Raw genomic sequence first — 23,084 nt, forward strand, 5'->3', positions numbered from 1 at the left:
CTCCGGCGACGGCGGTGGCAGCGGCGGCGGTGCGCTGGGGGGCCTGCTGGGCTGAGGGCCCTCGCGCGGGCTGCGGCCGCGGCTGCGGCCGCAGCCCCGGCGCCGCCCACCGGGGCCCTTGGAGCGGACGGGACCGGACCGACGGGACCGGGCTAACGGGAACGGCCGTGGCCCGCGAGCTCCCTGGCGGCCTCGCTGAGGTCCTTGGCGGTGTCGATGGCCCGCCAGTACGCGCCCTGCGGGATCTGGAAGCCCGCCAGGGCGCGTTCGCGCGCCAGCCGGGGGAAGGTGGTCCGCTCGTGGTCGCCGCGGTCGGGCAGCAGCGCCGTGAAGGGCGCGGAGAAGACGTAGACGCCCGCGTTGATCAGGTACGGCGAGGGCGGGGCCTCGATGAAGTCCAGGACATGACCGAACTCGTCGGTCTCCACGGCGCCCCAGGGGATGCGCGGGCGTGCCAGCGCGAGAGTCGCGGTCGCGTCGCGCTCGGCGTGGAACTCCGCCATCTCCCGCAGCGAGAAACGCGTCCAGATGTCCCCGTTGGTGGCGTACCACGGCTCGCCGGGGCGGGGGAGGGAGGCGGCGGCGTACTTCAGTCCGCCGCCGCGGCCGAGGGGCTCCTTCTCGACGACGGTCGTCACCCGCAGCGGCAGGCCGGCGCCGTCCAGCCACTCCTGGAGCACCTCGGCGAGATGGCCGCAGGAGACCACGGCGTCGGTGACGCCCTCGGCGGCCAGCCAGGCGAGCTGGTGGCCGATGATCGGGGTGCCCGTGCCGGGGATCTCGACCATCGGCTTGGGGCGGTCGTCCGTGTACGGACGCAGCCGCGACCCCTGGCCGCCGGCCAGGACCACGGCCTGGGTGGGATACGTGTGCGCGAGCTGGTCGTCGAGTGTCATGCGGCGACGATATGCGCACCCGCTCCCGGACTCCTCCGGCACCCGCTCCGCGCGGCCGCGCCCGAGCACGCGGGAGGCGCGGAAGAGGCCGGAGGCGCGGGACGTACGGCGGAACGGCCCCTCGCGCCCGGGGACCGCGCCGGCCGGTCAGCGGGCGTCGGCGACACCCGCGGCGAAGGAGGTGTCGCACACGGGCCGGGAGTAGGCGTGGGCCCGCGCGGGTCCGTACTTCTCGACCGCGGCCCGGCCCAGCGCGCGGGCGATGGAGGTGCAGTGCCGCGCCAGCGACGGCCGGCGGGCGATCTCCTTCTGCAGGCCCGTCAGGGCGGTGCCCGGGTCCTTCTGCTGGAGCTCGGCGACGAGCCGGTCGCGCACCACCTCGTGCGGGGCGCGGGGGCTGTCGCGGGGGGCCGTCCGCTCCGCGGAGGCGGTCAGCACCTGCGTCCCCGACTGCGGCGCCCAGGGAACGGCGGTGACGGCGAGGGTCCCGGACAGGACCAGGACGACCGGGAGGACGAGGGCGAGAGTTCGGCCGATGCGGCGCGCTGCCTGATTCACTGTGGAGTCTTCCTCGCGAAGGACGGTATCGGGTGTCGGGAGCCCGTTCCGGGGCGTTTGCGATGGTAGCGAGGAGTGGTGATTTGGCGACATTCGGTCACTCTCGCGAGTGACGGAAAACCCCGTAGTCCCAGGTGCGGCGGTGTCCTCGTGTTGACGCGGACCCGCGGAGCGCAGGCGGCGGACGGCGCGACCCCGGGAACCGCCGGACGACCGGGGGCCCGTACGCCCGCGGTTCGCGGAGGTACGGGCCCCTTGCCGGCCGTGTGGAGGACGGCCGCCCAGGCCGTCGACGGCTCGGCCGTGCTCGGTCGTGCTCGGCCGGTCAGTCGCTCAGGCGCTCACCGGTGGAGGTGGAGAACACGTGGGTCTCGCCGGCGCGCGGCACCACGTGGATGACCGCGCCCTTCTCCGGCACCTCGCGGCCGCCGACGCGGACCACCAGGTCCTTCGCCTCGCCGCCGACCTGGGCGGTGCCGTAGACGTAACCGTCGGCGCCCAGCTCCTCGACGACGTTGACGGTGACGGCCAGACCGGCGTCGCTGCCCTCGCCCGCGATGTCCAGGTGCTCGGGGCGGATGCCGACCGTGACGGTCTTGTCGCCCTTGTTGGCGGCCTCGGTGACGGCGTCGCGCTCGACCGGCACGATGCTGTTGCCGAACTTCACGCCGCCGTCGGCGATCGGCACCTCGACCAGGTTCATCGCCGGGGAGCCGATGAAGCCCGCGACGAAGAGGTTGGCCGGCTTGTCGTACATGTGGCGCGGCGAGTCGATCTGCTGCAGCAGACCGTCCTTGAGCACCGCCACCCGGTCGCCCATGGTCATGGCCTCGGTCTGGTCGTGGGTGACGTAGACCGTGGTGATGCCCAGACGGCGCTGGAGGCCGGCGATCTGGGTACGGGTCTGGACGCGGAGCTTGGCGTCGAGGTTCGACAGCGGCTCGTCCATGAGGAACACCTGCGGCTCGCGGACGATCGCGCGGCCCATCGCCACACGCTGCCGCTGACCGCCGGAGAGCGCCTTGGGCTTGCGGTCCAGGTACGGCTCCAGGTCCAGGATCTTCGCGGCGTCCTCGACCTTGGCGCGGATCTGGTCCTTCGGCACGCCCGCGATCTTCAGCGCGAAGCCCATGTTCTGGGCGACGGTCATGTGCGGGTAGAGCGCGTAGTTCTGGAACACCATGGCGATGTCCCGGTCCTTCGGCGGAAGGTGGGTGACATCGCGGTCACCGATGCGGATGGCGCCGCCGTTGACGTCCTCCAGGCCCGCGAGCATGCGCAGGGAGGTGGACTTGCCGCAGCCGGAGGGGCCGACGAGGACGAGGAACTCGCCGTCCTCGATCTCGATGTTCAGCTTGTCGACGGCGGGCTTGTCGCTGCCCGGGTAGATCCGGGTGGCGTTGTCGTACGTGACCGAGGCCATGGTCGGTTTCTCCTTCACCGGCAGGAACGTGCCGGACGATCCGAGTAAAGGTCGCGTTCCACAGGTGTGAACCTGTGTGAACGTGGGCCGACGGTAACCCGCCGGGGGTTGTCTTGTCAGTACCTCCACGGTCACGAAAGGCTCCGGGCCGGCGCCGGGAAGTAGGTACACTGCACACTGCGTACGCGCCGAGGCCCCGCCGGGCCCGCGGCGCCGCCGCACAAGCCGCCTTAGCTCAGCTGGTAGAGCGCCGCTCTTGTAAAGCGAAGGTCGTCGGTTCGAACCCGACAGGCGGCTCCACGCCCGAACAGGGAAGAAGCCCCGAGCCGTGATCGGCTCGGGGCTTCCGGCGTGCGCGGGTGCCGGGCGGTGCGGGCGAGTCCTGGCCGCCCGGCGCGGCGGGCGGACCGGTGGCCCCGGCCGGACTACCCTCCGGGAGCGGGCGGTGCGAAACGGGCGAAACGGATGTTCGCGGTGAGCGGCCGCCCCGCCGGGGGAGAGCACCCCCGGTGGTCCGCACACGGCCGGAGTCCGGAGCGTCACCCATGACCGAACCCTCCCCGGAGCAGACAGCGACCCCGCCGCACCGGTGGATCTCGCTGTTCGGGATCTGCGCGACCGCGGGGATCGTCTGGCTCGCCTTCGCCGACCTGGGTGTGGCGATCCCGCGGATCGCCGACGAGTTCGACAGCAACTTCTCGATGCTCCAGTGGGCGAACAACGCCTTCAGTCTCGTCACCGGAGCGCTCGTGATCGCCGCCGGCAAGTTCGGCGATCTCTTCGGGCGCCGGCTGATGCTCCAGGTCGGTACCGTGCTGCTGGCCGTGTTCTCCGTGGTCGCCGCGCTCTCGCCGGGCGTCGGATGGCTGATCCTGGGCCGCGGGCTCATGGGGATCGGCGCGGCTCTGATCCTTCCGGCCTCGCTCGCCCTCATCCCGCCCGAGTTCTCGGGACGGGCGCAGACCGCGGCGTTCGGGATCTGGCAGGCGGTGGCCTGGGGCGGGCTGTCCGCCGGGCCCGCGATCAGCGGCTTCGTCACCGACGGGCTGGGCTGGCGGTGGCTGTTCTGGCTCAATCTGCCGCTGGCCGTCCTCACCCTCGTCGTCGTACGGCTCACCACCCCGGAGTCGCGCGACCCCGAGGCCTCGGGCCACATCGACTGGCCGGGCCTGGCCAGCATCGGTCTCGCGGTCTTCGCGCTGCTGTACGCGCTCACCGAGGGGCCGAGCGTGGGCTGGGGCGACCCCCGCATCGTGGCGCTGCTCGCCGCGACCGTCGTGCTCGCGGTCGCGTGGTACCTGATCGAGCGCCGGGCACGCCTGCCGCTGGTGGACCTGCGGCTGTTCGGGATCCGCGCCTACAACGGGGCGCTGACGGCCAATCTGACGATGAACCTCGCCTACGCCGGCCTCAGCTTCCTCCTGGTGCTGTGGCTGCAGAACGTGCGCGGCTACAGCGCGGTGGAGGCCGGGTCGCTGATGATCCCCGCGACGGTCGGGGTCTTCCTGGGCATCCCGATCGGGGGCGCCCTCGACACCAGGCGGGGCGGGAGGCCGCCCGCGACGGTCGGCCTGGCGGTGGCGAGCGCCGGTCTGACCGCCCTCGCCCTCCTCGACACCGGCACCCCCATCGCGGTGATCGCCGCCGGGCTCCTCGTCGTCGGTTTCGGCCTGGGCCTGGTGAGCACGCCCGTGGCCAACACCGCAGTCGGGGAGGTCCCGGCCGATCTGGCGGGGACGGCCGCCGGCGTCTTCAAGATGTCCAGCATGCTCGGCGGCTCGCTTGGGGTCGCCGTCCTCACCGCGCTGGCCCGGGAGCTCACGGCGCGCGAGGCGTCCGGCGTGCTCGAGGAATCCGGGCTGTCCGAAGCGGAGATCACCCGGGTACGGCAGACGCTGGTGAACTCCGACTCCTACCAGGAGGCGATCGGCACCCTGCCGCCGGACATCCGGGGCGAGGTCGTCCGGGTGGCCGAGGAGTCCTTCTCGCTCGGTGTCGCGGACGCCATGGGCGTCACGGCGCTCCTCACCCTCCTGGCGGCGGTGGTCGTCTTCTTCGTGTGGCCCCGCCGCGCCCGTCGCGCCCCCTCCCGGACCGCCCGGGAGGCATGACGGCCGGGCGCCGTACCGCGGTCCCGGCCGGTAGGTTCCGACGCGTCCGGATGCGGGAAGTCCCACATCACGGCCGGGGGAAGGACGGGACGATGACACACGATCAGGCGGAGCGGGACGCGATCACGGTGGAGATCGGCTACGCCGTCGTCTCCGCGGCCCTCCTCGCGGGGGCGGTGTGGCTGGTCCTGGCCAGTCCGGTCCTCCTGTTCGGTGTGGAGGGCTCCGCCGCGAGGGCCGTCACGGGCACCGCCACCGTCCTGGCGGCGGCCGTACTGCTGTGGCGGATCGTCGGCGTCCTGTGGGGTTTCGACACGCGGCGGCGGACGGGGCGGACGGACGGGGCCGGGTGAGGGCCTTCGCGTACCGGTTGGCCGCGGGTCTCGGCCCGGGACACGACTTCCCGCCCGCCGAAGGGGCAGACGGGCACGGGGAGGTGATGCCGTGTCGTCCGGGAAGAGCTGGATGTTCCAGGCCCTCGGCTCCCTGTGCTTGGTCGTGGTGGGCGCGATCAACGTCGCGCCGGCCCTCCGTCCGGGCGGTGGTACGGGCCACTGGGCCATGGCGGCCATCGCCTGCGCCGGAGCGCTGAGCCTGGGAGGCGCGGCCTGGTCGGGGCGGCGGAGGGCCCGCGGTTCCGTGCCGGAGGGGCGGGAGAGGGAGCCCTGCTGAGGCGGGGCGGGCCGGCGGGCGGGTGCGGGGAGGGACGGGTCCGTGATCCGGCCCGTCCCTCCCCGCCCTGCGTCGCCCCCGGGCCGAGACGGAGACGCTGTACGACGACGAGGAGGGCGGCCACGGCCGCCACCACCGGCCGTCGCGGCCGTCAGGTCCACCGCGGCGCCGCGGCCATCGGCGATCGGTCACGGGGTGTCCGGCAGCAGGGGCCCCGGCGCGTCGGTCTCGGCCAGGCTCACCAGGCCGGCGGCGATGTCGCGGAGTTTGGTGTTGGTGCGCTGGGAGATGGTCACCAGGATCTGGAAGGCGTCCTCGGGGCCGCAGCGCCGCTCGGCCTGGACGATGCCGATGGCCTGGTCGATCGTCGCGCGGCTGCGCATGGCGCGTCTGAGCTGGGACGCCTCCTCCTCCAGTTCCCGGTAGCGCCTGATGTCGTACGCGGCCTGCGCCAGATGGCGCTCGTAACCGCGCTGGGCGACGGCGTTGTGGGTACGGGCCGTCGGGGTGTCGGTGTGCCGGTAGGCGTACTGGATGCGGGCCAGCTCCTCGTGGAAGCCGGTGACGTCCTCGACGTGGTGCAGAAGGCCGGTGACCTCCCCGTCGGGGCCGAGAACGGGGCTGCTGACCGGGCTCCAGTACTTCTCGTGGAAGCCGGTGGGGTTGACGGGGGAGGGCACGTCGTACTTCAGGACGGGCAGCGCCTGGGCCGTCCCGGTCGCCAGGACACGCCGGAACAGGGCGTCCAGGTCGTGCATGCCGCCCCCGTCCGGGTCGTTGGGGTTGGCGGGGTAGGCGTCGAAGACGTGCCGCCCGACCACCTCGTCCCGCTCGCGGAACGTCGCCTCCTCGCAGGCGCGGTTGACCTCCACGATGACCAGGTCGGTGCCGAGCACCAGCAGGGGTGAGGTCGTGGCGCGGAATATGGCCTCGAAGTCGGCGGGGGACGGGGGAGACGGAGCCATATCTCTACTCATGCTCCAAGTCCGGCGTTCAATGCATACGGCCTCCGCGCGCGGTGCCGTCGCGGCCCGCCGGGTCCGGGGGCTTCACGGCGGACCCCCGGACGGTCCATGGTGCCGGTGCGGGGGAAGGCCGGAACGGTGCGGACCGCAGGGGAATGCGGTGGGAACGACACCTTTGGCTGGATCGTGCGGGTTGGGTGGTTGGCATCCGGCCCACTCGGCAACAGACCAGTATCGGGCGGGCTCCCGGAGCCCGGCAGCCTACGTTCAGGAGCGCGCAGTGAAACGTCGTACGACCATGACCGCGATCGCCCTCGCGTCGGCCCTCCTCGTGGCGGCCTGCGGTGGGGCGGAGGGGGAGGAGGGAGCGGGAGGCGGCGCGAGTACGGCCGCGACGGCCGACCGGTCCGAGGACGCCGGACGGAGCGCCTCGCCCTCCGAGCCCGCCGGCACGTCCCCGCCCGCCTCCCCTCCGCCGTCCCCGTCCTCGTCTCCGCCATCGTCCGGGGGCGGAGACGAGGGCGTGGTGCTGCGCGACACCTCCCGCAAGACGGGGGCCGCCCGGGACGCGGGCGTGAACGACTTCCCGGAACTGCGCGGGGTGCGGGTGGGGATCCACGACACCTACGACCGGGTCGTCTTCGACTTCGACGAGGGCACCCCGCGGTTCGTCGCCGAGTACGTGGACACCCTGCACCAGGACGGTTCCGGCGACGTCATCACCCTCAAGGGCGACCAGGACCTGAAGATCTCCTTCCTCCGGGCCGTGCCCGACCCCGGCTTCGACGACGGCGGCAAGAACACCCCCGTCATCCGCGAACTGCGGCTGGTGAGCTACTTCGAGGGCGAGACGCTCTTCGGCGTCGGCACCGACCCCGAGGGCGAGGGCCGCGCGGGCTTCCGGGTGACCACGGGCAAGAACAAGATCATCCTCGATGTGGCGCACAGGGCGGCGGGCTCGGCGGGCTGAGGCGGCCGATGCGGCCCCGGGGCAGCCGGAGGGACCGGAGCACCCGGGGCAGCCGGAGGGACCGGAGGAGCCGTGAAGTCCCGGCGCCCTGGCCGGTGATCACTCCTCGGCCGGGGCGAAGCGGGCTAGGAGGTCGGAGGCGGCCAGGAGGCGGGCGTCCGGGCCGAGACCTGCGTCCAGGGGGCCGGGGAAGAGGCGGTAGACCAGGCAGTTCTCCCACCGGGCGGGCACATCGCCGTCGACCAGGGCCGCGAAGCGGACGTCCGCGCCGGTGGAGTCCGCCAGGAGCCGGGCGTTCCGCGCCGGGGTGCCGGTGTGCCGTTCGTCCGGGTACCCCTCCGCGATCCGGGTGGCGAAACCCTCCGCGCTCTCCCACTCCCCGATCCGGTAGTGGTCCAGAAAGAGCCCGTCGGCCGAGCGGACCCACACCCGCGGGGAGGCGGCCGCGGCCAGGCGGACGGTGAGGTCCCAGAGGGTCGCGCGGGTGCCGGACGCGAAGTGGGCGGTCAGGTCGGAGGCGAGCCGGCCCAGGCGGTCGCGGTGGCGGTACACGTTGTGCAGGCCGCCGGCCGCCGACAGGCCGGCGTCCGTCCACAGGCCGTCGCGCTCCTGGAGGTCCAGGACCATGGGGACGCACACCCGGGCGTTCCCGGCCAGGTCGAAGCGCTGCCGGACCCGGCGGGGGTCGTATGCGCGGCCGCCGCGGCCCTCGCCGTTCTCCCGGCCGTGCTCCGCCAGGGGCATGAAGCCCGCGAACGCGTCGGCCAGGTCGTCGAACGGCACGTCGTTGTAGCTGAAGACCACGACCACCGCGTACCGGGCGCCGGCCCGGGCCAGCGCGGGCGTGTCCAGGTCGACGAACTCCGTCGCGCCGTGCGGCGGCGGCGCGGAGGTGAAGTCGCCGGAGTGGACGGCGGCGCGGGCGCCGAAGATCAGGCGTGTGTAGTCGCACAGGCCGACGAAGCGCCACTGCGCGTCGTACAGCGCCACCGACAGGTCCAGGTCGACACGCTGCCCCCGCATCTCCGTCCAGTGCAGGAACAGCCGCAGCCGTCCGGTGGCGGGCAGCGGACGGCGGCTGCCGCGCGGCAGGGCCACCAGGCTCCTGGACGCCGCCCGCTCGGCGAACGGCACCGCCAGATCGGCCAGCGCGGCGTCCAGGACGGACACACCGGCCGGTTCGCCCGCCGACTCGCGTGCGCGGAGCATCAGTTCGGCCTCCAGGGGCACGCACACCGCGGCCGCCGCGGCGCGCGGCACCGGCGGGGCGTGGTCGTCGACACCGTGGGCCAGGGCGATGGCGCCGCGCGGGAAGAACACCCGCCGCTCACCGGCCTCGCGCGGGACGCGCAGCCGTCCCCAGGCGCCCAGCAGCGGCCCGGGGCCGACGCGGCGCAGGGCGGCGGGAAGGCCGTCGAGCAACCCCGGCGGGAGGCCGGGGGCGTCCTCGCCGCCCGCGTTCCACACGCTGTGGACGCGCAGCAACCGGTGCAGACGGCGCACCAGTTCGCCGGGGCGGCGCAGCAGCAGCGCGGTCGCTCCCGCGGTGTCCCCGCGGGCCAGCAGCTCCTCGGTCTCGGAGGCGAACGTCCGCACCGCCAGGCGGACGGCCCCGCCGGGACGGCCCGCGACCAGCCGCGTCCGGTCGCCGGGGAGGGCGGCGGCGGCCTCCAGCAGCCATTCGGCCCGCGCCGGAGTCAGGTCGGTGCCGCGTACGGCGGCGAACGCCACGGCGGCGCGCGGGAAGCGGTTCCGGTACTCGAACGGGTGCAGCACCTCGCCCGCGCGCTTCCACGCCTCGGGCCGGCGCAGCATGTCCTCGGCCACCGGCCCGGGCGGCAGGGCGTCGAGCACCCCGAGGAGTTCACGGCGCAGCGGGCGTGGCAGCGAGCGCAGGCGCGGCGGCTCCAGCAGATCCGGCTCGCCGCCGGAGTACGCCCACATCAGGCGCAGCACGTCGGTGGCGGTGTCGAGGCGGTCGCGCAGCACCTCCCGCGCGGACGCGGCGGTCTCGGGGGCGCGCAGCAGCGCGGCCAGGACGGCGGCCCCGGTCTCGCGCACCGGGATCTCCTCCGGCAGCCAGTCCAGGCCGGGGCCGGCGTGCGGCAGCAGGGCGGCCAGGTCATCGCGGTCCTGCGGGGACAGCGGGGTGCGCCGGGCCAGCAGGTCGGCCAGCACCGCGCGTGCGGCCACCCGCACCCCCGTCTTCTCGCCCAGCCGCAGGGGGCGCAGCGAAGCGTCCGCCGGCGTGCTCGCCGGTGCGTCCGCCTGCCCGGCCGGCCGCTTCCGCGCCCCGGCCGGGGCGCCGGGATCCGGTCGCGGCGCGGCGGGGTCCAGGTAGGGGTTCGCCCGGTCGGTCACGGTGGTCAGGCACAGCGGGCAGCAGGGGTCGAAGAAGTCGGCGCCTCCCTCGCAGCCGCACAGCCGGGTGGTGTCGCGCAGGCACTCGGAGCACACCAGGTGGGCGCACGGCGCGAGCGCGCCGATGTCGCCGGTGCGCCCGCACACCACGCACGGCTGGTGCGGCTGGGCGAGCAGGAAGGACAGGACGCGCTCGCTGTACAGGCTGTGCGCGTGGTCCGGTACGGAGTCGGGGAAGTGGCGGAAGAGCGGCTCGTGGCGGCGGTCGGCGCCGAGGAGCGCGTCGATCCGGCCGAGCAGGCGGATGCCGTGCTCCGCCAGGCCGGCCGGCGGCAGGGCGGCGAGCGCGGAGCGCAGCGGGGCGGTCAGGACGTGTCCGCGTCCGGCCAGATCGGCCTCCAGGGCGGTCAGCCCTTCGGCGTTCGCCTCGGGCCCGGCCTGTCCGCCGTCCGCCGGGGCGTCGACGTACACCGTGGAGAGCCGCCGCAGCAGCAGCCCTTCGAGGTCCTCCGCGGCCGTGTTCGTCGTGACGCGGGTACGGTCGCCGGTACGTGTGGCAGCCATGCTGCAACCCCCGTTGAGAAGCCTGGAGAGCCGTGTCCGGGCGGGAAGCCGGGACGTTCGGCGGAAGCGGCACGGGGGCGGGGAGTGGGCGCGCTCGGATTCTTTCAAGAGAAGAAGAGGAGAAGGAAGCGCGCCGCGGAGCCGCCCCCGCGCGACGCTCACCCTAGGCCGCGGACGCGGCGGCCGGCGAGCCGTTTTCCGCCGCGGCGGTACGCCGGGGTCCGGTGACGCGGCACGGACGCGGCCGACGGCTCTCAGGACCTCGTCGCGGTTCCTTCCGCGCTTGATCCACGCGGGCAGGGAGGCCACCAGCGTCTTCTCCGTGCCGATGTCGTGCCAGTGGGCCCTCTCGCGCAGCGACGCCCGCACGTACCGCTCGATCAGATCGAGGTGTCCGGGGTTGTGGGCCCACAGCAGGCCGTGGCGGGTCCGGGTCTGCAACCGCAACGGCACGCCGAAGTACGGGTCCCGGGCGGTCCCGCCCGGGCTCCGGTGGAAGACCGGACCCCCACCCTTCCACGTCCGGGACAGTGCGCAGGCGCGGCAGACCAGCCGCCGGGGCGCGAGAGCCGGATACAGGGGGTGGCCCGGCTCGTGCGGGATCCTGACGACGCGCGCTTGCGCGCCGCAGGCCGGGCAGGTGACGAGGATCGGGTCGAGGAAGTCGTACCTGGTGTGGCGCCGGTCCCGGAACCGGTGGGAGCGGGGCGGTGGCGACGGGTTCACGCGGACGAGTATGGGCGGCGCTGCGGAATCCGGCTTGCCGTGCATCTGGCCGACGATCCTCCGGGCCGCTACGTTACCCCCGGTAACAAAACCCGTCCGTCCGAACCGGGAGCGCGCCATGACGCCCACACCGTCACCCCACAGCCCCTCCCCGCGACACCGACCCTCCCGCCCGTCCAGCCGGGCCCGCGGGATCGGCGGATGCGCCGCGGCCCTCGTCCTGGCCGTCACGGCCGCCGTGCCCGCCTCCGCCGTACCGGCCTCCGCCGCGTCCGGCGGCGCGGGGGCCGCGGGGGCGGGCGGCGGCCTGAACGAGGTGCTGTTCGTCGGCAACAACTGGGACGGGACCGCCGACGTCATCGAGTCCACCGGTGACTACGCGAAGGTCGGCCGGATCGACGTCATCCCCGACAAAAAGGAGCGGATGAGGGAGATCTACCTCAACCCGGTCAGGCTCGCCTTCTTCCTCGGCATCCGCCAGACCGTCGGCGAGGGCCACGACCAGTACGTCGACGACATGTACTCCACCCCGGACGGCTCGGCCGTCGTCGTCTCCCGGCCCAGCTTCGCCGACGTGGTGTCGATCGACGTGGCCACGGGGAAGGTCAACTGGCGCTTCCCGGTGTCGGGTTTCCGCTCCGACCACATGGCGGTCTCGCCCGACGGCCGCCGCGTCGCGGTGTCGGCCTCCACGTCCAACACCGTCCACGTCCTGGACATCGTCACGGGGAAGGAGGTGGGGTCGTTCGGGACGGGCGACAAGCCGCACGAGAACGTCTTCACCGACGGCGGCCGGCACATCTGGAACATGTCCATCGGAGAGGTCAACAACGACCTCGACGCCCCCTGGCTGGACTGGACGAAGGGCGACCGGCGGATCACGGTCGTCGACGCTGCCACCTTCGAGCAGGTGAGGGTCGTCGACATGCGCGAGCGGCTGGACGCCTTCGGCCGCGAGGACCTCTCCGACTCGGTGCGGCCCGTGGCCTTCACCCCCGACGAGTCGAGGCTCTACTTCCAGGTGTCGTTCTTCAACGGCTTCCTGGAGTACGACGTGGCCGCCGACGAGATCACCCGGATCAAGGAGCTGCCCAAGAACCCGGCCACCGACGAGGACCGCACCACCTGGGTCAACGACTCGCGCCACCACGGCATGTCGATGAACCCGCGGGGCACGAAGCTGTGCGTCGCCGGGACGATGGACGACTACGCCACCGTCGTGGACCGCGCGACGCTGGAGGAGGGGCCGCTGGTGCCGGTCTCCAAGCCGTACTGGGCGACGGTGAGCGGCGACGGCAGGCACTGCGTGGTCTCCGAGAGCGGATCCGACCAGGTCACCGCGATCGACTTCGCGACCGGCCGGAAGGTGGCCTCCGTGCCCGTCGGCGACCATCCGCAGCGGGTGCGCGTGGGGCACGTCCCGGCCGGGTGGAGCGGCCCCTCCGCGGGCTGACCCGCACCCCGTCTCCCCGCCCCGGCTCAGGGGCGGGGAGACGGCGGTTTCCTTTCCGCGCACGGCTCTTGCCGTCCCGTCACGGCCGCCTCTATCGTCTCGGGAGCGCTCCCACACCTTCCGTCGGCGCCCTGGCGCGCACGTCTCCGCCCGGCGCATCGATGAATCGATTCACAAAGGCTCTTCCCCGACCCGTGGGCGCGCCACCCCCTACTAGGAGCCGCCATGCCCGCCCACAGCACATCCGCCAGACCCCGCTCCCGCCTGAGAGGGCTGTACGCCGTCGCGTCGGCCGCGCTGCTGGCCGCCGTCTCGCTCGTCGCCCTGCCCGCGCAGGACGCCGACGCCGCCGAGATCGACACCTCCGCCTACTACCAGCTCGTCTCCCGCCACAGCGGCAAGGCGATCGACGTCTTCGAACGCTCCACCGGCAACGGCGCGTCCGTGGTGCAGTGGACGCCGGGGACGGGCGCCAACCAGCAGTTCCGCTTCGTCCCCTCCGGCGACGGCTGGTACCGGATCGCGGCCCGCCACAGCGGCAAGGTGCTGGACGTGGAGGCCCGCTCCACCGCCGACGGCGGGAACGTCGTCCAGTGGACCGACAACGACTCCGCCAACCAGCAGTTCCGCGTCGCCGACTCCGACGGCGGCCACGTCCGGCTGATCAACCGCCACAGCGGCAAGGCGCTGGACGTTTGGGAGTGGTCCACCGCCGACGGCGCGCGGATCTCCCAGTACACCGACACCGGCGGCCACAACCAGCAGTGGCGCCTGGTGGAGGCGGGCGGCGGGGACGGGGGGAGCGGTGAGCCCCCGGCCGGGGGCGCCAAGCAGATGGAGGACCTGAACCGGGGCCTGGTATCGGTCCGTTCGGGCACGGGCAACCTGGTCTCGTGGCGCCTGCTGGGCACCGAGAGCCGCGACACGGCCTTCAACCTCTACCGGGGCGGGACGAAGGTCAACTCCTCGCCCGTCACCGGCTCCACCAACCACCTGGACGCCGGCGCCCCGGCCGACGCCTCCTACACCGTGCGCGCGGTGGTCAACGGCGCCGAACAGGCCGCGTCCGCGCCCTCGTTGCGCTTCACCGGCGGCGACCACCTGGACGTGCCGCTCTCCCGTCCCAGCTCCACCCACATCCCCGTCGAGGCCTCCCCCGGCGACCTGGACGGTGACGGGCAGTACGAACTGGTCGTCAAGTGGGACCCGGACAACGCCAAGGACAACTCCCAGTCCGGCACCACCGGCAACGTCTACATCGACGCCTACCGCCTCGGCGGCCAGCGGCTGTGGCGCATCGACCTGGGCCGCAACATCCGCGCCGGGGCGCACTACACCCAGTTCCAGGTCTACGACTACGACGGCGACGGCCGGGCCGAGATCGCCATGAAGACCGCCGACGCCACCCGCGACGGACGCGGCACCGTCATCGGGAACGCGAGCGCCGACCACCGCAACTCCAGCGGCTACGTCCTGACCGGCCCCGAGTACCTGACGATGTTCGACGGCCTGACCGGCGCCGCGCTGGACACCGTGAACTACGAGCCCGGCCGCGGCAACGTCTCCTCCTGGGGCGACTCCTACGGCAACCGCGTCGACCGCTTCCTGGCCGGCACCGCCTACCTCGACGGCACCCGGCCCTCCCTGATCATGGCCCGCGGCTACTACACCCGCGCCACCATCGCCGCCTGGGACTTCCGCGACGGCAAGCTCACCCGGCGCTGGCTGTTCGACTCCAACGCCTCCGGCAACGGCGCGGCCCACGGCCAGGGCAACCACCAGCTCTCCGTCGCCGACGTGGACTCCGACGGCCGCCAGGAGATCGTCTACGGCTCGGCCACGGTCGACGACGACGGCACCCTGATGTACGCCACCGGCTTCGGCCACGGCGACGCCCTGCACGTGGGCGACTTCGTGCCCTCCCGGCCGGGCCTGGAGGTCTTCACCATCCACGAGCCCGGCAACCAGCCCGGCTCCGACCTGCACGACGCCCGCACCGGCCAGGTCATCCACCGCACGCCCACCAGCGGCAGCGAGGGTCCGGGACGCGGCGCGGCCGGCGACATACACGCGGGCAACGCCGGAGCCGAGTTCTGGGGCTCGGGCCCGAACATGGACCGGCTGCGCGACGCCTCCGGCGGCGAGGTGGGCCGCAACCCGTCCTCGGCCAACTTCCTCGCCTGGTGGGACGGCGACCCGGTGCGCGAACTGCTCGACGGCACCCGGATCGACAAGTACGGCACCGGCGGCGAGACCCGTCTGCTGACCGGCAGCGGGGTGGCCTCCAGCAACGGCACGAAGTCCACGCCCGTCCTCTCCGGCGACCTGTTCGGCGACTGGCGCGAGGAGGTGATCTGGCGGCACGGCGACAACTCCGCGCTGCGCATCCACGCCACAACCGCCACGACCGGCCTGAAGCTGCACACGCTGGTCCACGACGCACAGTACCGGGTGGCGCTGGCCTGGCAGAACACCGCCTACAACCAGCCGCCGCACCCGAGCTTCTTCCTGGGCCAGGGCATGAGCACCCCGCCCCAGCCCGACGTCTACCTGCGCTGACCCCCCACGGGACCGGGCCCGCCCGCGCCGCGTCACGCGGCCCGGGCGGGCCCTCGGGGCTTCCGCGGTCCCCGGGCCGTCGCCGCTCCCGGACTCCTTGCCGCTTGCCAAACCTACCTATCAATAGGTAGGTTTCATGTCGCGGCCGGACCCACGGCGCCGGCCATCCGGCCGGCCGGGCCCGGCCGGCCCACTCGCAGAGGAGTTCGAACCGCCATGCCACGCCAGCCCGACACCCGCGACCGCGCCCGCCGCGAATTCGCCCGCCTGCTCGCCGAACGCGGCTACCTCGGCGTCTCCCTCGACGAGATCGCCAAGGTGGTGGACGTGAAGAAGGCCAGCCTCTACCACCACTTCCCCGGCGGGAAGCCCGCACTGTTCATGGAAGTCGCACACCGCTACGTCGAGGAGACCGCGGCCGTCCTGCACGAGGCGCTGCGCACGGAGGGCGGGCTGCGGGAGAAGCTCCTCGCGGTCGCCGGCACGTACGCCCGCGGAACCTACGACTCCGCCCTCGGCGACCAGATCTACTACGCCACCCGCCACCTCGACGAGGAGCGGCGCACCGAGATCTCCCGCGCCTACGTCCGCGCCCTGATCGAGCCCGTCACCGAGCTGATGGCCGGCGCGGTCGGGTCGGGGGAGCTGCGTGAGGCCGAGCCCGGCTTCCTGGCCATGTCCTTCATGGAACTGGCCGGGACGCTCCAGCCCATGCCCGAGGAGCTGGCGACGCCCCCGCGGGAACGCCCCGCGCCGTCTCCGGCCGACCGGCGCGTGCGGGAGGTCGTCGACCTCTTCCTGCACGGCGCCGCCCCTGACGGACCGGCGGCCTGACGGACCGGCGGCCTGACGGCCGGACCCGGCCCCGCCCCGGACCGATCCCGGAGCGGGGCCGGGTCCGGTCAGGGGACGAGGACGACCTTGCCCAGCGTGGCGCGGGTCTCCAGCGCGCGGTGGGCGCGGGCGGCGCGGGCCAGCGGGAAGTGGTGGACGGGCGGGACGAGGACGCCCGCGGCGGCCAGCGCCATGGCCTCCTCCTCCAGCACCCGGATGTTCCCCATGCCGCCGACACGGTCGAACATCGGCTTGCCCAGCACCGAGAGCGAGGTGATCCCCAGCTCCCGCTGCTCCTCCTCGCTCAGCACGGCCTGCCCCTCGGGTGAGAAGCCGGTCGAGGCGTAGCCGTAGGAGAGGTGGCGTCCGCCGGGGGCGAGGAGAGCGGTCGCCCTGCGGCCGAGAACGCCGCCGACGCCCTCGAAGAGGTACGTGGCGGGCCGGTCCCCGAACTTCTCCCGGATCCGCTCGGCCCAGTCGCCCCGGGTGTAGTCCACCGCCAGGTCCGCGCCCAGCTCCTCCACCGCCCGTACCTTCTCCGGCCCGCCCGCCGCGCCGACGACTGCGGCGCCCCTGTGCCGGGCGTACTGGACGAGGAGCGAGCCGATGCCCCCGGCGGCGGCCAGGACCAGCACCGTGTCGGCGGGGGAGAGCTCGGCGAAGCGGAGGATGCCCATGGCGGTACGGCCGGTGCCGACCAGGGCGACGGCGTGGTCCTCGCTCAGACTGCCGGGCAGCGGATGCAGCCGCTCGGTACCGGTGACGGCCAGCTCGGCGTACCCGCCGGGCGCCGTGCCCAGGTGGGCGGCGACGCGGCGGCCCAGCCAGGCCGGATCGGCGCCCTCGCCCAGCGCGTCCACCGTGCCGGCGACCTCCCGTCCGGGGATGGTCGGCAGTTCGGCGGGCGTGGGCACCGGGCCGAGCCGCAGCCCCTCGCGCAGGGCGGTGTCGACCAGGTGCACCCCGGCCGCCGCGACGGCGATCCGCACCTGGCCGGGGCCGGGCTCGGGGTCCGGGACCCGCTCGTAGCGGAGGTTCTCGGCGGGGCCGAAGGCGTGCAGACGTACGGCGTGCATGGTCTCTCCCCGTGGCTGTGGTGGATGGTCACCGCCGGTCCGGCGGCCGCCGGACCGGCGGTGACCACTCTCCAGCCTCAAGCGGGCTTGAGGTCAAGGCCGCTGGGGAGGGGCGCCTGGGGCGGCGGGGTCACACCCTGGGGAAGCGGGCCTGGAGGTCCCAGACCACTGGGTTGTCGCCCAGCCCCTCGTGGATGTCGGTGAGGTCGGCGATCAGATCGTGCAGGAAGTCGCGGGCCTCGCGGCGCAGCTCACCGTGGTTGACGGTCAGCGGCGGCTCGTCGGCGGGCAGCCAGTCCGCGGTGACGTCCACCCAGCCGAAGCGGCGCGCGAAGTGGAGGCTGTCGGCCGACTCCACGAAGTCCAGCTCGGCGTACTGCGGCTTCGAGGCGCGGCTGCCGAGCGGGTCGCGGTCCAGGCGCTCGGCGATGTCGCACAGCGCCCAGGCGAAGTCGAGCACCGGCACGGTGCCGCGCGCGGTGGACAGCTCCCGGTCCGCCACGGTGTCCGCGAGGTAGACGTCGCCGCAGAACAGGTCGTGCCGCAGCGCCCGTACGTCCGCCGAGCGGTAGTCGGTCTGCGGCGGGTCGGGGAAGCGGCGGGAGAGGGAGTAGCCGATGTCGAGCACGGAAGCGATGGTGGCACGGCGGGGCGCGTGCACGCCCGCCGGGCGGGACTACTCCTCGCCGTCGCCGGGGCCGGTCCCCTCGCTCTGCTGCTCGACGACGAAGGTGCCCTTGCCGACGCCTTCCGGGCGGTGCCCCAGGCGGTGCCGCACTCCTGCACCAGCCGATCCGCGCCCGGCACCGCGCCCGGCACCGCACGCGGTGCCGGGCGCCCTCGCGAGGCGTCGGACTGGTCAGACGTTGACGCCGAAGTCCTTGGCGATGCCGGCCAGGCCCGAGGCGTAGCCCTGGCCGACCGCGCGGAACTTCCACTCCGCGCCGTGGCGGTAGAGCTCGCCGAAGACCATGGCGGTCTCGGTGGCGGCGTCCTCGCTCAGGTCGTAGCGGGCGATCTCGGTGCCGCCGGCCTGGTTGAGGATGCGGATGTAGGCGTTGCGCACCTGGCCGAAGTTCTGGCTGCGGCTCTCGGCGTCGTAGATGGAGACCGGGAAGACGATCTTGTCGATGTCGGCGGGCAGCGCCGCGAGGTTGACGTTGATCTGCTCGTCGTCGCCCTCGCCCTCGCCGGTGCGGTTGTCACCGGTGTGGACGATCGCCTGGTCCGGGGTGGCCTTGTTGTTGAAGAAGACGAAGTGCTGGTCCGAGTAGACCTGGCCGCTCGCGTTGACCGCGATGGCGCTGGCGTCGAGGTCGAAGTCGGTGCCGGTGGTCGTACGGACGTCCCAGCCGAGGCCGACCGTCACGGCGGTCAGGCCGGGGGCCTCCTTGGTGAGCGAGACGTTGCCGCCCTTGGACAGGCTTACAGCCATGGGGATGCCCTTCTGTGGTGTTTCCGTGCTGGCCCTTACTGGTCCATTTCCTACCCTCTCCAACGCCGACGGTGGTGGACCGGGTTCCATGTTTCTTTGCTTTCTTTACCCTCCCCGCCGAAGTGGCGGGCGGGAGGGGAGCCGGAGGGCGGGGAAAACGCCGTGACGGCGGGCCCGGAGGGCGGGATCATGGGAGCCATGTCCGGGCCCTACCTCATCCGCGGCTCGGTCTCCCTGCCGGAGGCCGAGCTGACCTGGCGTTTCTCCCGCTCGTCCGGGCCCGGCGGCCAGCACGTCAACACCAGCGACAGCCGGGTCGAGCTCCGCTTCGACCTCGCGCGCACCGAGGCACTGCCCGAGGTGTGGAAGGAACGGGCGCTGGAGCGGCTGGCCGGACGGCTGGTGGACGGGGTCCTGGTCGTACGGGCCGCCGAGCACCGCTCCCAGTGGCGCAATCGCGAGACCGCGGCCGTACGCATGGCCTCGCTGCTGGCGGAGGCGACCGCGCCGCCGCCGCGCCCGCGAAGGAAGGGCAAGGTCCCGCGCGGGATCAACGAGCGGCGGCTGCGGAACAAGAAGCACCGCTCCGACGTCAAGCGCGGCCGCTCCGGCCGCGACTGGGGGTAGGCCGAACGCATCGGCCCACCCCCGCTCCTCAGTACCGGGGCGCTCCTCAGTACCGGGGCCGCGTCTGTGCCCGGCGCCGGAAGGCGACGGCGGTCACGACCGCGGCGACGGCGACGAGAGCCGCGGCTCCGATGCCTATGGCCGTCCACGGCGGCCCGCCGCCGTCGGTTTCCTCCTGCGCGACTGCTGCCTGCTCGCCGCCCTTGCCCGGCTTGGCGGTGGGCGGCCCCTCGTTCCCGCCCTTGCCGTCCTCGGGGGAGGGCGACTTGGAGACTTCGAGGGACGCGTAGTACTTGGAGAAGATCGGGCTCACATCCGCCGGCCCGGGGTCGCCGTCACCGTCGACCAGTACCTGCGCGGGTCTGACGATGCCGTGCCCGAGGTACATGCTGGGCTCCTCGCCCCGCTGCGACATCCCCGTCGTCTCGATCATCACGCGCAGGACTTGGTGGTGGGTCCAGTCGGGGTGCTCGGCCCAGATCAGGGCGGCGGAGGCGGAGGCGATCGCGGACGCCACACTTGTGCCACCGGGATCGCCGGGAGCGGAGAGCGCAAGGTGAGGGCCGTAGTTGGAGAAGTCGGCCACCCTCCCGTTCTTGTCCACCGCTCCTACTGGCACGACGCCTGGGAGCACAGCGGGGTAGTCCCTCGTTTCCACCCGACGGCCGTCATTCCCCGAGGCAACGAAGATCAGCTTGCCGCGCTCGTTGGCTTCGTCAATTGCGTCCTGCATCTCGGCAAGGGTCTCATCATCCAGATTGGATACCCCCTGCGAGATGTTGATGATCTTGGCGTCGCTCCGAGCCGCGTATCGGATCGCGTTTACGAGCGTCTTGTCCCAACTGGTGACGAAGTCCGCTTTTATGTGTGTCCGCACGGGAAGGATCTTCGCTTCGGGAGCGAGACCGCGGAGGCTGTTCCCTGCCCCGGATCCGGCGATCAACGCGGCCATGTCCGTCCCGTGGCCGCTTACGTCTTCCTGAGACTCGGAAGCTTTCGGAGCGAAGCTCTTCCCCGGCAGCAACCTGCCCTCCAAGCCACGGATCGGCTTAACCCCGGAGTCGACCACGGCGACCGTCACGCCTTCGCCCTTGCTGATCTTCCACAGCCCCGAGGCGTTCATGGCGTCGAGGTACCACTGCTGGTCCGGCCTGATACTTGCGGAGGCAGGAGGTGCGAGCAGGCCCAGAGACACGAGCATGGCCGTGAACAGACCGACCAAGGTCAGTGCTCGTCTCTGTGGGGGTAGGGCATGGAATCGCATGGGACAGTGCACTTCCTCGGAGTTAGTCGATGACCGGCGGCACCACGTCCCGCCGTCCTGCCCAGGTCTCCTCGTCCTCGGCAAGGTAGTCGGGACGGTCCTGTCCACGCCGCCGGTTCTCCGACGGCGAATTCGTGCCGACCGGCCGCCCTGCCATGCCGGGAGCGGTGTTCCCCCGGACAAGCCCGGTGCCACCTGGCGTGAAACTCGTGCCCCTGAAGCCACTTCCCGTACGGGACGCTCCCGCCGGACCACCCGGTGATGGAGTAAACGGACGCCCAGGAGGCACGCCCCTGCCCGCTGGGGCCCCGCCTCCTGCGGCGCCCGGGTAGCCACCCATGGGGCGGCCCATGGGAGCACGGTCACCGGCGACAGTTCCGCGTGGAGTTCCGCTCCCGGGTGCGGGGTTGCCCACATGTCGGGGAGTGCCGCCCGTGATGCCGTCCTTTGCCGGGCCGCGTGGCGAAAGGCCGCCCCCGCCGCTGCCAACCGACGGTCTGACGCCGTTGGGAGCGCGACCGGTCTGCTGGACTGGTCCGGCGGGTGGCATCGGAGCTACTGGAGGAGAGGACGGTCCGGCAGATTGCAGAGAGGGCACGGATGGTGCGGTCTGCGGCCGCTGCTCGGCAACGGGGAGAGGGGTGACGGAGTCGAGTTTCGTGTTCGTGGAGCGCTCGAATACGGGGGCGGAAGGGTCAGTGGCAGGGAAAGAGCGTACTTCCGACCCTTCTCTGGCAGAGGTGCTCCTGTCGAAAGCGGCCCCCGAGTCGCGGTAAGTCGCCGACTCCTTTACCCCTCCGCTTGGTGCTGCGGCCGACGTACCCGGGCCGGATTGCCTTTCCTCCCTGGTGTCCGGCAGGGGCTTGAAGTCCGGTTCCTCCGCCGCGCGGAGGCTCTCCCCGGTCGTCCTGTAGTACGACGACAGCCGGTTGAGCTGGTTGATCGCCTCCTGGCGCTTGCTCTCCTCGCGCTCCTGGCGGGCCTTGTCCTTCTCCGGGTCGGCGTAGCACATCGTCTCGGGCTCGGGGACGGCCGCCTTGGCCTCGGTCAGGGCCTGGCCCGCGTTCACCATGTGCTGCCCGAGCGTGCGGACGTAGGCGGCGAACCGCATGGACTCCAGGGCGAACTGACGCCCCCACTCGCGGAAGGCGTCGCCGCCCTCGCCGTCCCACTCCACGCGGTCGATGTAGGTGCGCAGTTCACTGCCGATGCCGTCCATGTCGGAGCCGGCCTTGCCGAGGGCCTGGCCGCGCGAGGTGAGCAGGCCGGGATCGGCCTTCGCGACCATCGCGTTGAGCGCGGCGAGTGACTTGCCCTCGAACTCTCCTGTGGCCATTCCTGCCCCCCTTTAATCGAAGTCCGTGTCCGCGTCGAGGCCCTTCTTGGCGCCTTCGGCGGAGGAGTCCCGGTCCTTCTCGGAGTCGCCCCGCCGGCTCGCCGTCCAGTGCTCGTCCACCTGCGTCTGAATGGCCTGGAAGCGCTGCCGCTGGTCCGCCTCGACGTTGCCGTAGCCCTTCTCCACGATCTCGGTGGCGATGCCCAGCGCCTCCAACTGCTCGCCGAACAGCCGGGAGAGGGTTTCCAGGCGCGTGTGCACCTTGTCATAGAGGGCTGACAGATCCTCAGCCGCGCTGAAGCCCGTGCCGTACGCGTCCGGGGTGACGGTCTGCTCGCCGATCTGCTTGTGGGACGCGGGGGACTTCCCCAACTCGGCCAGGAGTTCGTCGATGCGGCCCTTGAAGGCGGTCAGCGTTTCGGCCTGGTAGTCCAGGCCCTTGCCGCCGCCGAAGTCACGCTCGCCCGTCACGCCGTGCCCCCGTCCCCCGATTAGTCGCCACGCTGTGCCAAGGTCGTGCCACGTCAGTGTAGTCAGCGCACGGCGCGGCCCGTCGGGCCTGTGGACGGCGGGCGTGCTTTCCGGCCGGGTGGCCGCTGTGCCGGGCTGTACCGGGCTGTGCCGGGTGGCCGCTATGCCAGGTGGCGGTAGCGTCCGCGGAAGTACGTCAGGGGCCTGCCGTCCGAGGAGGGCAGCGAGGTGGTCAGCACCCGGCCGATCACCAGCGTGTGGTCGCCCGCGCCCACCCGCTGCTGGGTACGGCACTCCACCGTCGCCAGCGCGCCGTCGACCAGGGGCGCGCCGGAGGCCTCGCCGCGGGTGCAGGGCATGTCCTGGAAGAGCAGGCGGTCGCTGACGCGGCCGCGCATGGAGAAGCGGCCCGCGATGTGGCGCTGGCCCTCCGCCAGGAGCGAGGCGGCCCACAGCGGCTGCCGTTCCAGCAACTCGTCCATCCGGGAGCCCTCGCGCACGCTGACCAGTACCAGCGGCGGGTCCAGGGAGACGGAGAGGAAGGAGGTCGCGGTCATGCCCGCGTCCTCGCCGCGCGGCCCGTCCTCCGGGTCGTGCGCCGTCACCAGTACCACGCCCGCGGCCAGCCGTGCCAGGGCCGCGCGGAACTCCTCCTCGCCCACCCCCTCAGGATGCGGGACACCGGAGGTGCGGCGCGAGGTCGAAGTAGGGGCGTTCCGGGACATCTGCTGCTGCGGTGTCGGGTGCACACCTCGCACGCTAGACGCTGCTCCGGGGGGCCGC

The 23,084-nt window shown here is 72.9% G+C and carries 20 protein-coding genes and 1 tRNA gene; 9 read left to right on the plus strand and 12 right to left on the minus strand.

The window, feature by feature from the left end; all coding sequences use genetic code 11:
• Positions 1-152 precede the first annotated feature (152 nt).
• The 3 genes from ACLIYP_RS09515 to ACLIYP_RS09525 all read right to left on the minus strand — a co-directional run bounded on the left by ACLIYP_RS09515 (position 153) and on the right by ACLIYP_RS09525 (position 2,877).
• The gene (locus tag ACLIYP_RS09515; protein ID WP_412712697.1) at positions 153-896 is read right to left on the minus strand and encodes a nucleotidyltransferase family protein; all 744 of its coding nucleotides are present in this window, start codon (positions 894-896) and stop codon (positions 153-155) included.
• 147 nt (positions 897-1,043) lie between these two features.
• The gene (locus ACLIYP_RS09520; RefSeq protein ID WP_410538008.1) at positions 1,044-1,454 is read right to left on the minus strand and encodes a hypothetical protein; all 411 of its coding nucleotides are present in this window, start codon (positions 1,452-1,454) and stop codon (positions 1,044-1,046) included.
• Between the two features lie 325 nt (positions 1,455-1,779).
• Positions 1,780-2,877 carry an ABC transporter ATP-binding protein gene (locus ACLIYP_RS09525; protein ID WP_412712698.1) on the minus strand — a complete coding sequence of 366 codons (1,098 nt, stop codon included), beginning with the start codon at positions 2,875-2,877 and terminating at the stop codon, positions 1,780-1,782.
• Positions 2,878-3,101: 224 nt separating this feature from the next.
• Between ACLIYP_RS09525 and ACLIYP_RS09530 the strand changes: the two genes are divergently transcribed.
• From ACLIYP_RS09530 to ACLIYP_RS09545, 4 genes are all read left to right on the plus strand, one after another.
• A tRNA-Thr gene (locus ACLIYP_RS09530) sits at positions 3,102-3,177 on the plus strand.
• A gap of 245 nt (positions 3,178-3,422) precedes the next feature.
• Entirely contained in the window at positions 3,423-4,988 is a 1,566-nt protein-coding gene (locus ACLIYP_RS09535; protein ID WP_412712699.1) for an MFS transporter, read from the plus strand.
• Between the two features lie 92 nt (positions 4,989-5,080).
• Positions 5,081-5,341, plus strand: coding sequence for a DUF6332 family protein (locus ACLIYP_RS09540; RefSeq protein WP_412712700.1), 261 nt, complete (start codon positions 5,081-5,083; stop codon positions 5,339-5,341).
• A gap of 91 nt (positions 5,342-5,432) precedes the next feature.
• Positions 5,433-5,660 carry a hypothetical protein gene (locus ACLIYP_RS09545; protein ID WP_412712701.1) on the plus strand — a complete coding sequence of 76 codons (228 nt, stop codon included), beginning with the start codon at positions 5,433-5,435 and terminating at the stop codon, positions 5,658-5,660.
• A 188-nt stretch (positions 5,661-5,848) separates the two neighbouring features.
• On the opposite strand, the gene ACLIYP_RS09550 is transcribed toward ACLIYP_RS09545, so the two are convergent.
• Positions 5,849-6,625, minus strand: coding sequence for an ANTAR domain-containing protein (locus ACLIYP_RS09550; RefSeq protein WP_412712702.1), 777 nt, complete (start codon positions 6,623-6,625; stop codon positions 5,849-5,851).
• A gap of 280 nt (positions 6,626-6,905) precedes the next feature.
• On the opposite strand from ACLIYP_RS09550, the gene ACLIYP_RS09555 reads away from it, so the two are divergent.
• Positions 6,906-7,595 carry an AMIN-like domain-containing (lipo)protein gene (locus tag ACLIYP_RS09555; RefSeq protein ID WP_412712703.1) on the plus strand — a complete coding sequence of 230 codons (690 nt, stop codon included), beginning with the start codon at positions 6,906-6,908 and terminating at the stop codon, positions 7,593-7,595.
• Between the two features lie 99 nt (positions 7,596-7,694).
• Here the strand turns inward: ACLIYP_RS09555 and ACLIYP_RS09560 are convergent, their stop codons facing one another.
• Complete coding sequence (locus ACLIYP_RS09560) at positions 7,695-10,520, minus strand: MXAN_6230/SCO0854 family RING domain-containing protein (RefSeq protein WP_412712704.1); 2,826 nt, start codon at positions 10,518-10,520, stop codon at positions 7,695-7,697.
• 844 nt (positions 10,521-11,364) lie between these two features.
• Between ACLIYP_RS09560 and ACLIYP_RS09565 the strand changes: the two genes are divergently transcribed.
• From ACLIYP_RS09565 to ACLIYP_RS09575, 3 genes are all read left to right on the plus strand, one after another.
• The gene (locus tag ACLIYP_RS09565) at positions 11,365-12,699 is read left to right on the plus strand and encodes a YncE family protein (protein WP_412712705.1); all 1,335 of its coding nucleotides are present in this window, start codon (positions 11,365-11,367) and stop codon (positions 12,697-12,699) included.
• 225 nt (positions 12,700-12,924) lie between these two features.
• Positions 12,925-15,258, plus strand: coding sequence for a rhamnogalacturonan lyase family protein (locus tag ACLIYP_RS09570; protein WP_412712706.1), 2,334 nt, complete (start codon positions 12,925-12,927; stop codon positions 15,256-15,258).
• Between the two features lie 216 nt (positions 15,259-15,474).
• Positions 15,475-16,092 carry a TetR/AcrR family transcriptional regulator gene (locus tag ACLIYP_RS09575; protein ID WP_412712707.1) on the plus strand — a complete coding sequence of 206 codons (618 nt, stop codon included), beginning with the start codon at positions 15,475-15,477 and terminating at the stop codon, positions 16,090-16,092.
• Between the two features lie 68 nt (positions 16,093-16,160).
• Here ACLIYP_RS09575 and ACLIYP_RS09580 read toward each other — a convergent pair whose 3' ends face one another.
• The 3 genes from ACLIYP_RS09580 to ACLIYP_RS09590 all read right to left on the minus strand — a co-directional run bounded on the left by ACLIYP_RS09580 (position 16,161) and on the right by ACLIYP_RS09590 (position 18,603).
• The gene (locus ACLIYP_RS09580; protein ID WP_412712708.1) at positions 16,161-17,168 is read right to left on the minus strand and encodes a zinc-binding dehydrogenase; all 1,008 of its coding nucleotides are present in this window, start codon (positions 17,166-17,168) and stop codon (positions 16,161-16,163) included.
• 130 nt (positions 17,169-17,298) lie between these two features.
• Positions 17,299-17,796 (minus strand): hypothetical protein, encoded by a 498-nt coding sequence (locus ACLIYP_RS09585; protein ID WP_412712709.1) that lies wholly within the window; start codon positions 17,794-17,796, stop codon positions 17,299-17,301.
• Between the two features lie 231 nt (positions 17,797-18,027).
• The gene (locus tag ACLIYP_RS09590; protein ID WP_412712710.1) at positions 18,028-18,603 is read right to left on the minus strand and encodes a TerD family protein; all 576 of its coding nucleotides are present in this window, start codon (positions 18,601-18,603) and stop codon (positions 18,028-18,030) included.
• A gap of 189 nt (positions 18,604-18,792) precedes the next feature.
• Between ACLIYP_RS09590 and arfB the strand changes: the two genes are divergently transcribed.
• On the plus strand, positions 18,793-19,230 hold the full coding sequence (gene arfB / locus ACLIYP_RS09595; RefSeq protein WP_412712711.1) for an alternative ribosome rescue aminoacyl-tRNA hydrolase ArfB: 438 nt from the start codon (positions 18,793-18,795) through the stop codon (positions 19,228-19,230).
• A gap of 46 nt (positions 19,231-19,276) precedes the next feature.
• Here the strand turns inward: arfB and ACLIYP_RS09600 are convergent, their stop codons facing one another.
• The 4 genes from ACLIYP_RS09600 to ACLIYP_RS09615 all read right to left on the minus strand — a co-directional run bounded on the left by ACLIYP_RS09600 (position 19,277) and on the right by ACLIYP_RS09615 (position 23,026).
• Positions 19,277-20,431 (minus strand): S8 family serine peptidase, encoded by a 1,155-nt coding sequence (locus ACLIYP_RS09600; RefSeq protein ID WP_412712712.1) that lies wholly within the window; start codon positions 20,429-20,431, stop codon positions 19,277-19,279.
• A gap of 85 nt (positions 20,432-20,516) precedes the next feature.
• Positions 20,517-21,830: a hypothetical protein gene (locus ACLIYP_RS09605; RefSeq protein WP_412712713.1), complete on the minus strand. Its 1,314-nt coding sequence runs from the start codon at positions 21,828-21,830 to the stop codon at positions 20,517-20,519.
• Between the two features lie 12 nt (positions 21,831-21,842).
• Positions 21,843-22,301: a hypothetical protein gene (locus tag ACLIYP_RS09610; RefSeq protein WP_412712714.1), complete on the minus strand. Its 459-nt coding sequence runs from the start codon at positions 22,299-22,301 to the stop codon at positions 21,843-21,845.
• 161 nt (positions 22,302-22,462) lie between these two features.
• Positions 22,463-23,026: a flavin reductase family protein gene (locus tag ACLIYP_RS09615; protein ID WP_412712731.1), complete on the minus strand. Its 564-nt coding sequence runs from the start codon at positions 23,024-23,026 to the stop codon at positions 22,463-22,465.
• Between the last annotated feature and the right edge of the window lie 58 nt (positions 23,027-23,084).

The organism is Streptomyces nanhaiensis (assembly GCF_046614825.1).
GTDB classification, from domain to species: Bacteria; Actinomycetota; Actinomycetes; order Streptomycetales; family Streptomycetaceae; genus Streptomyces; species Streptomyces radiopugnans.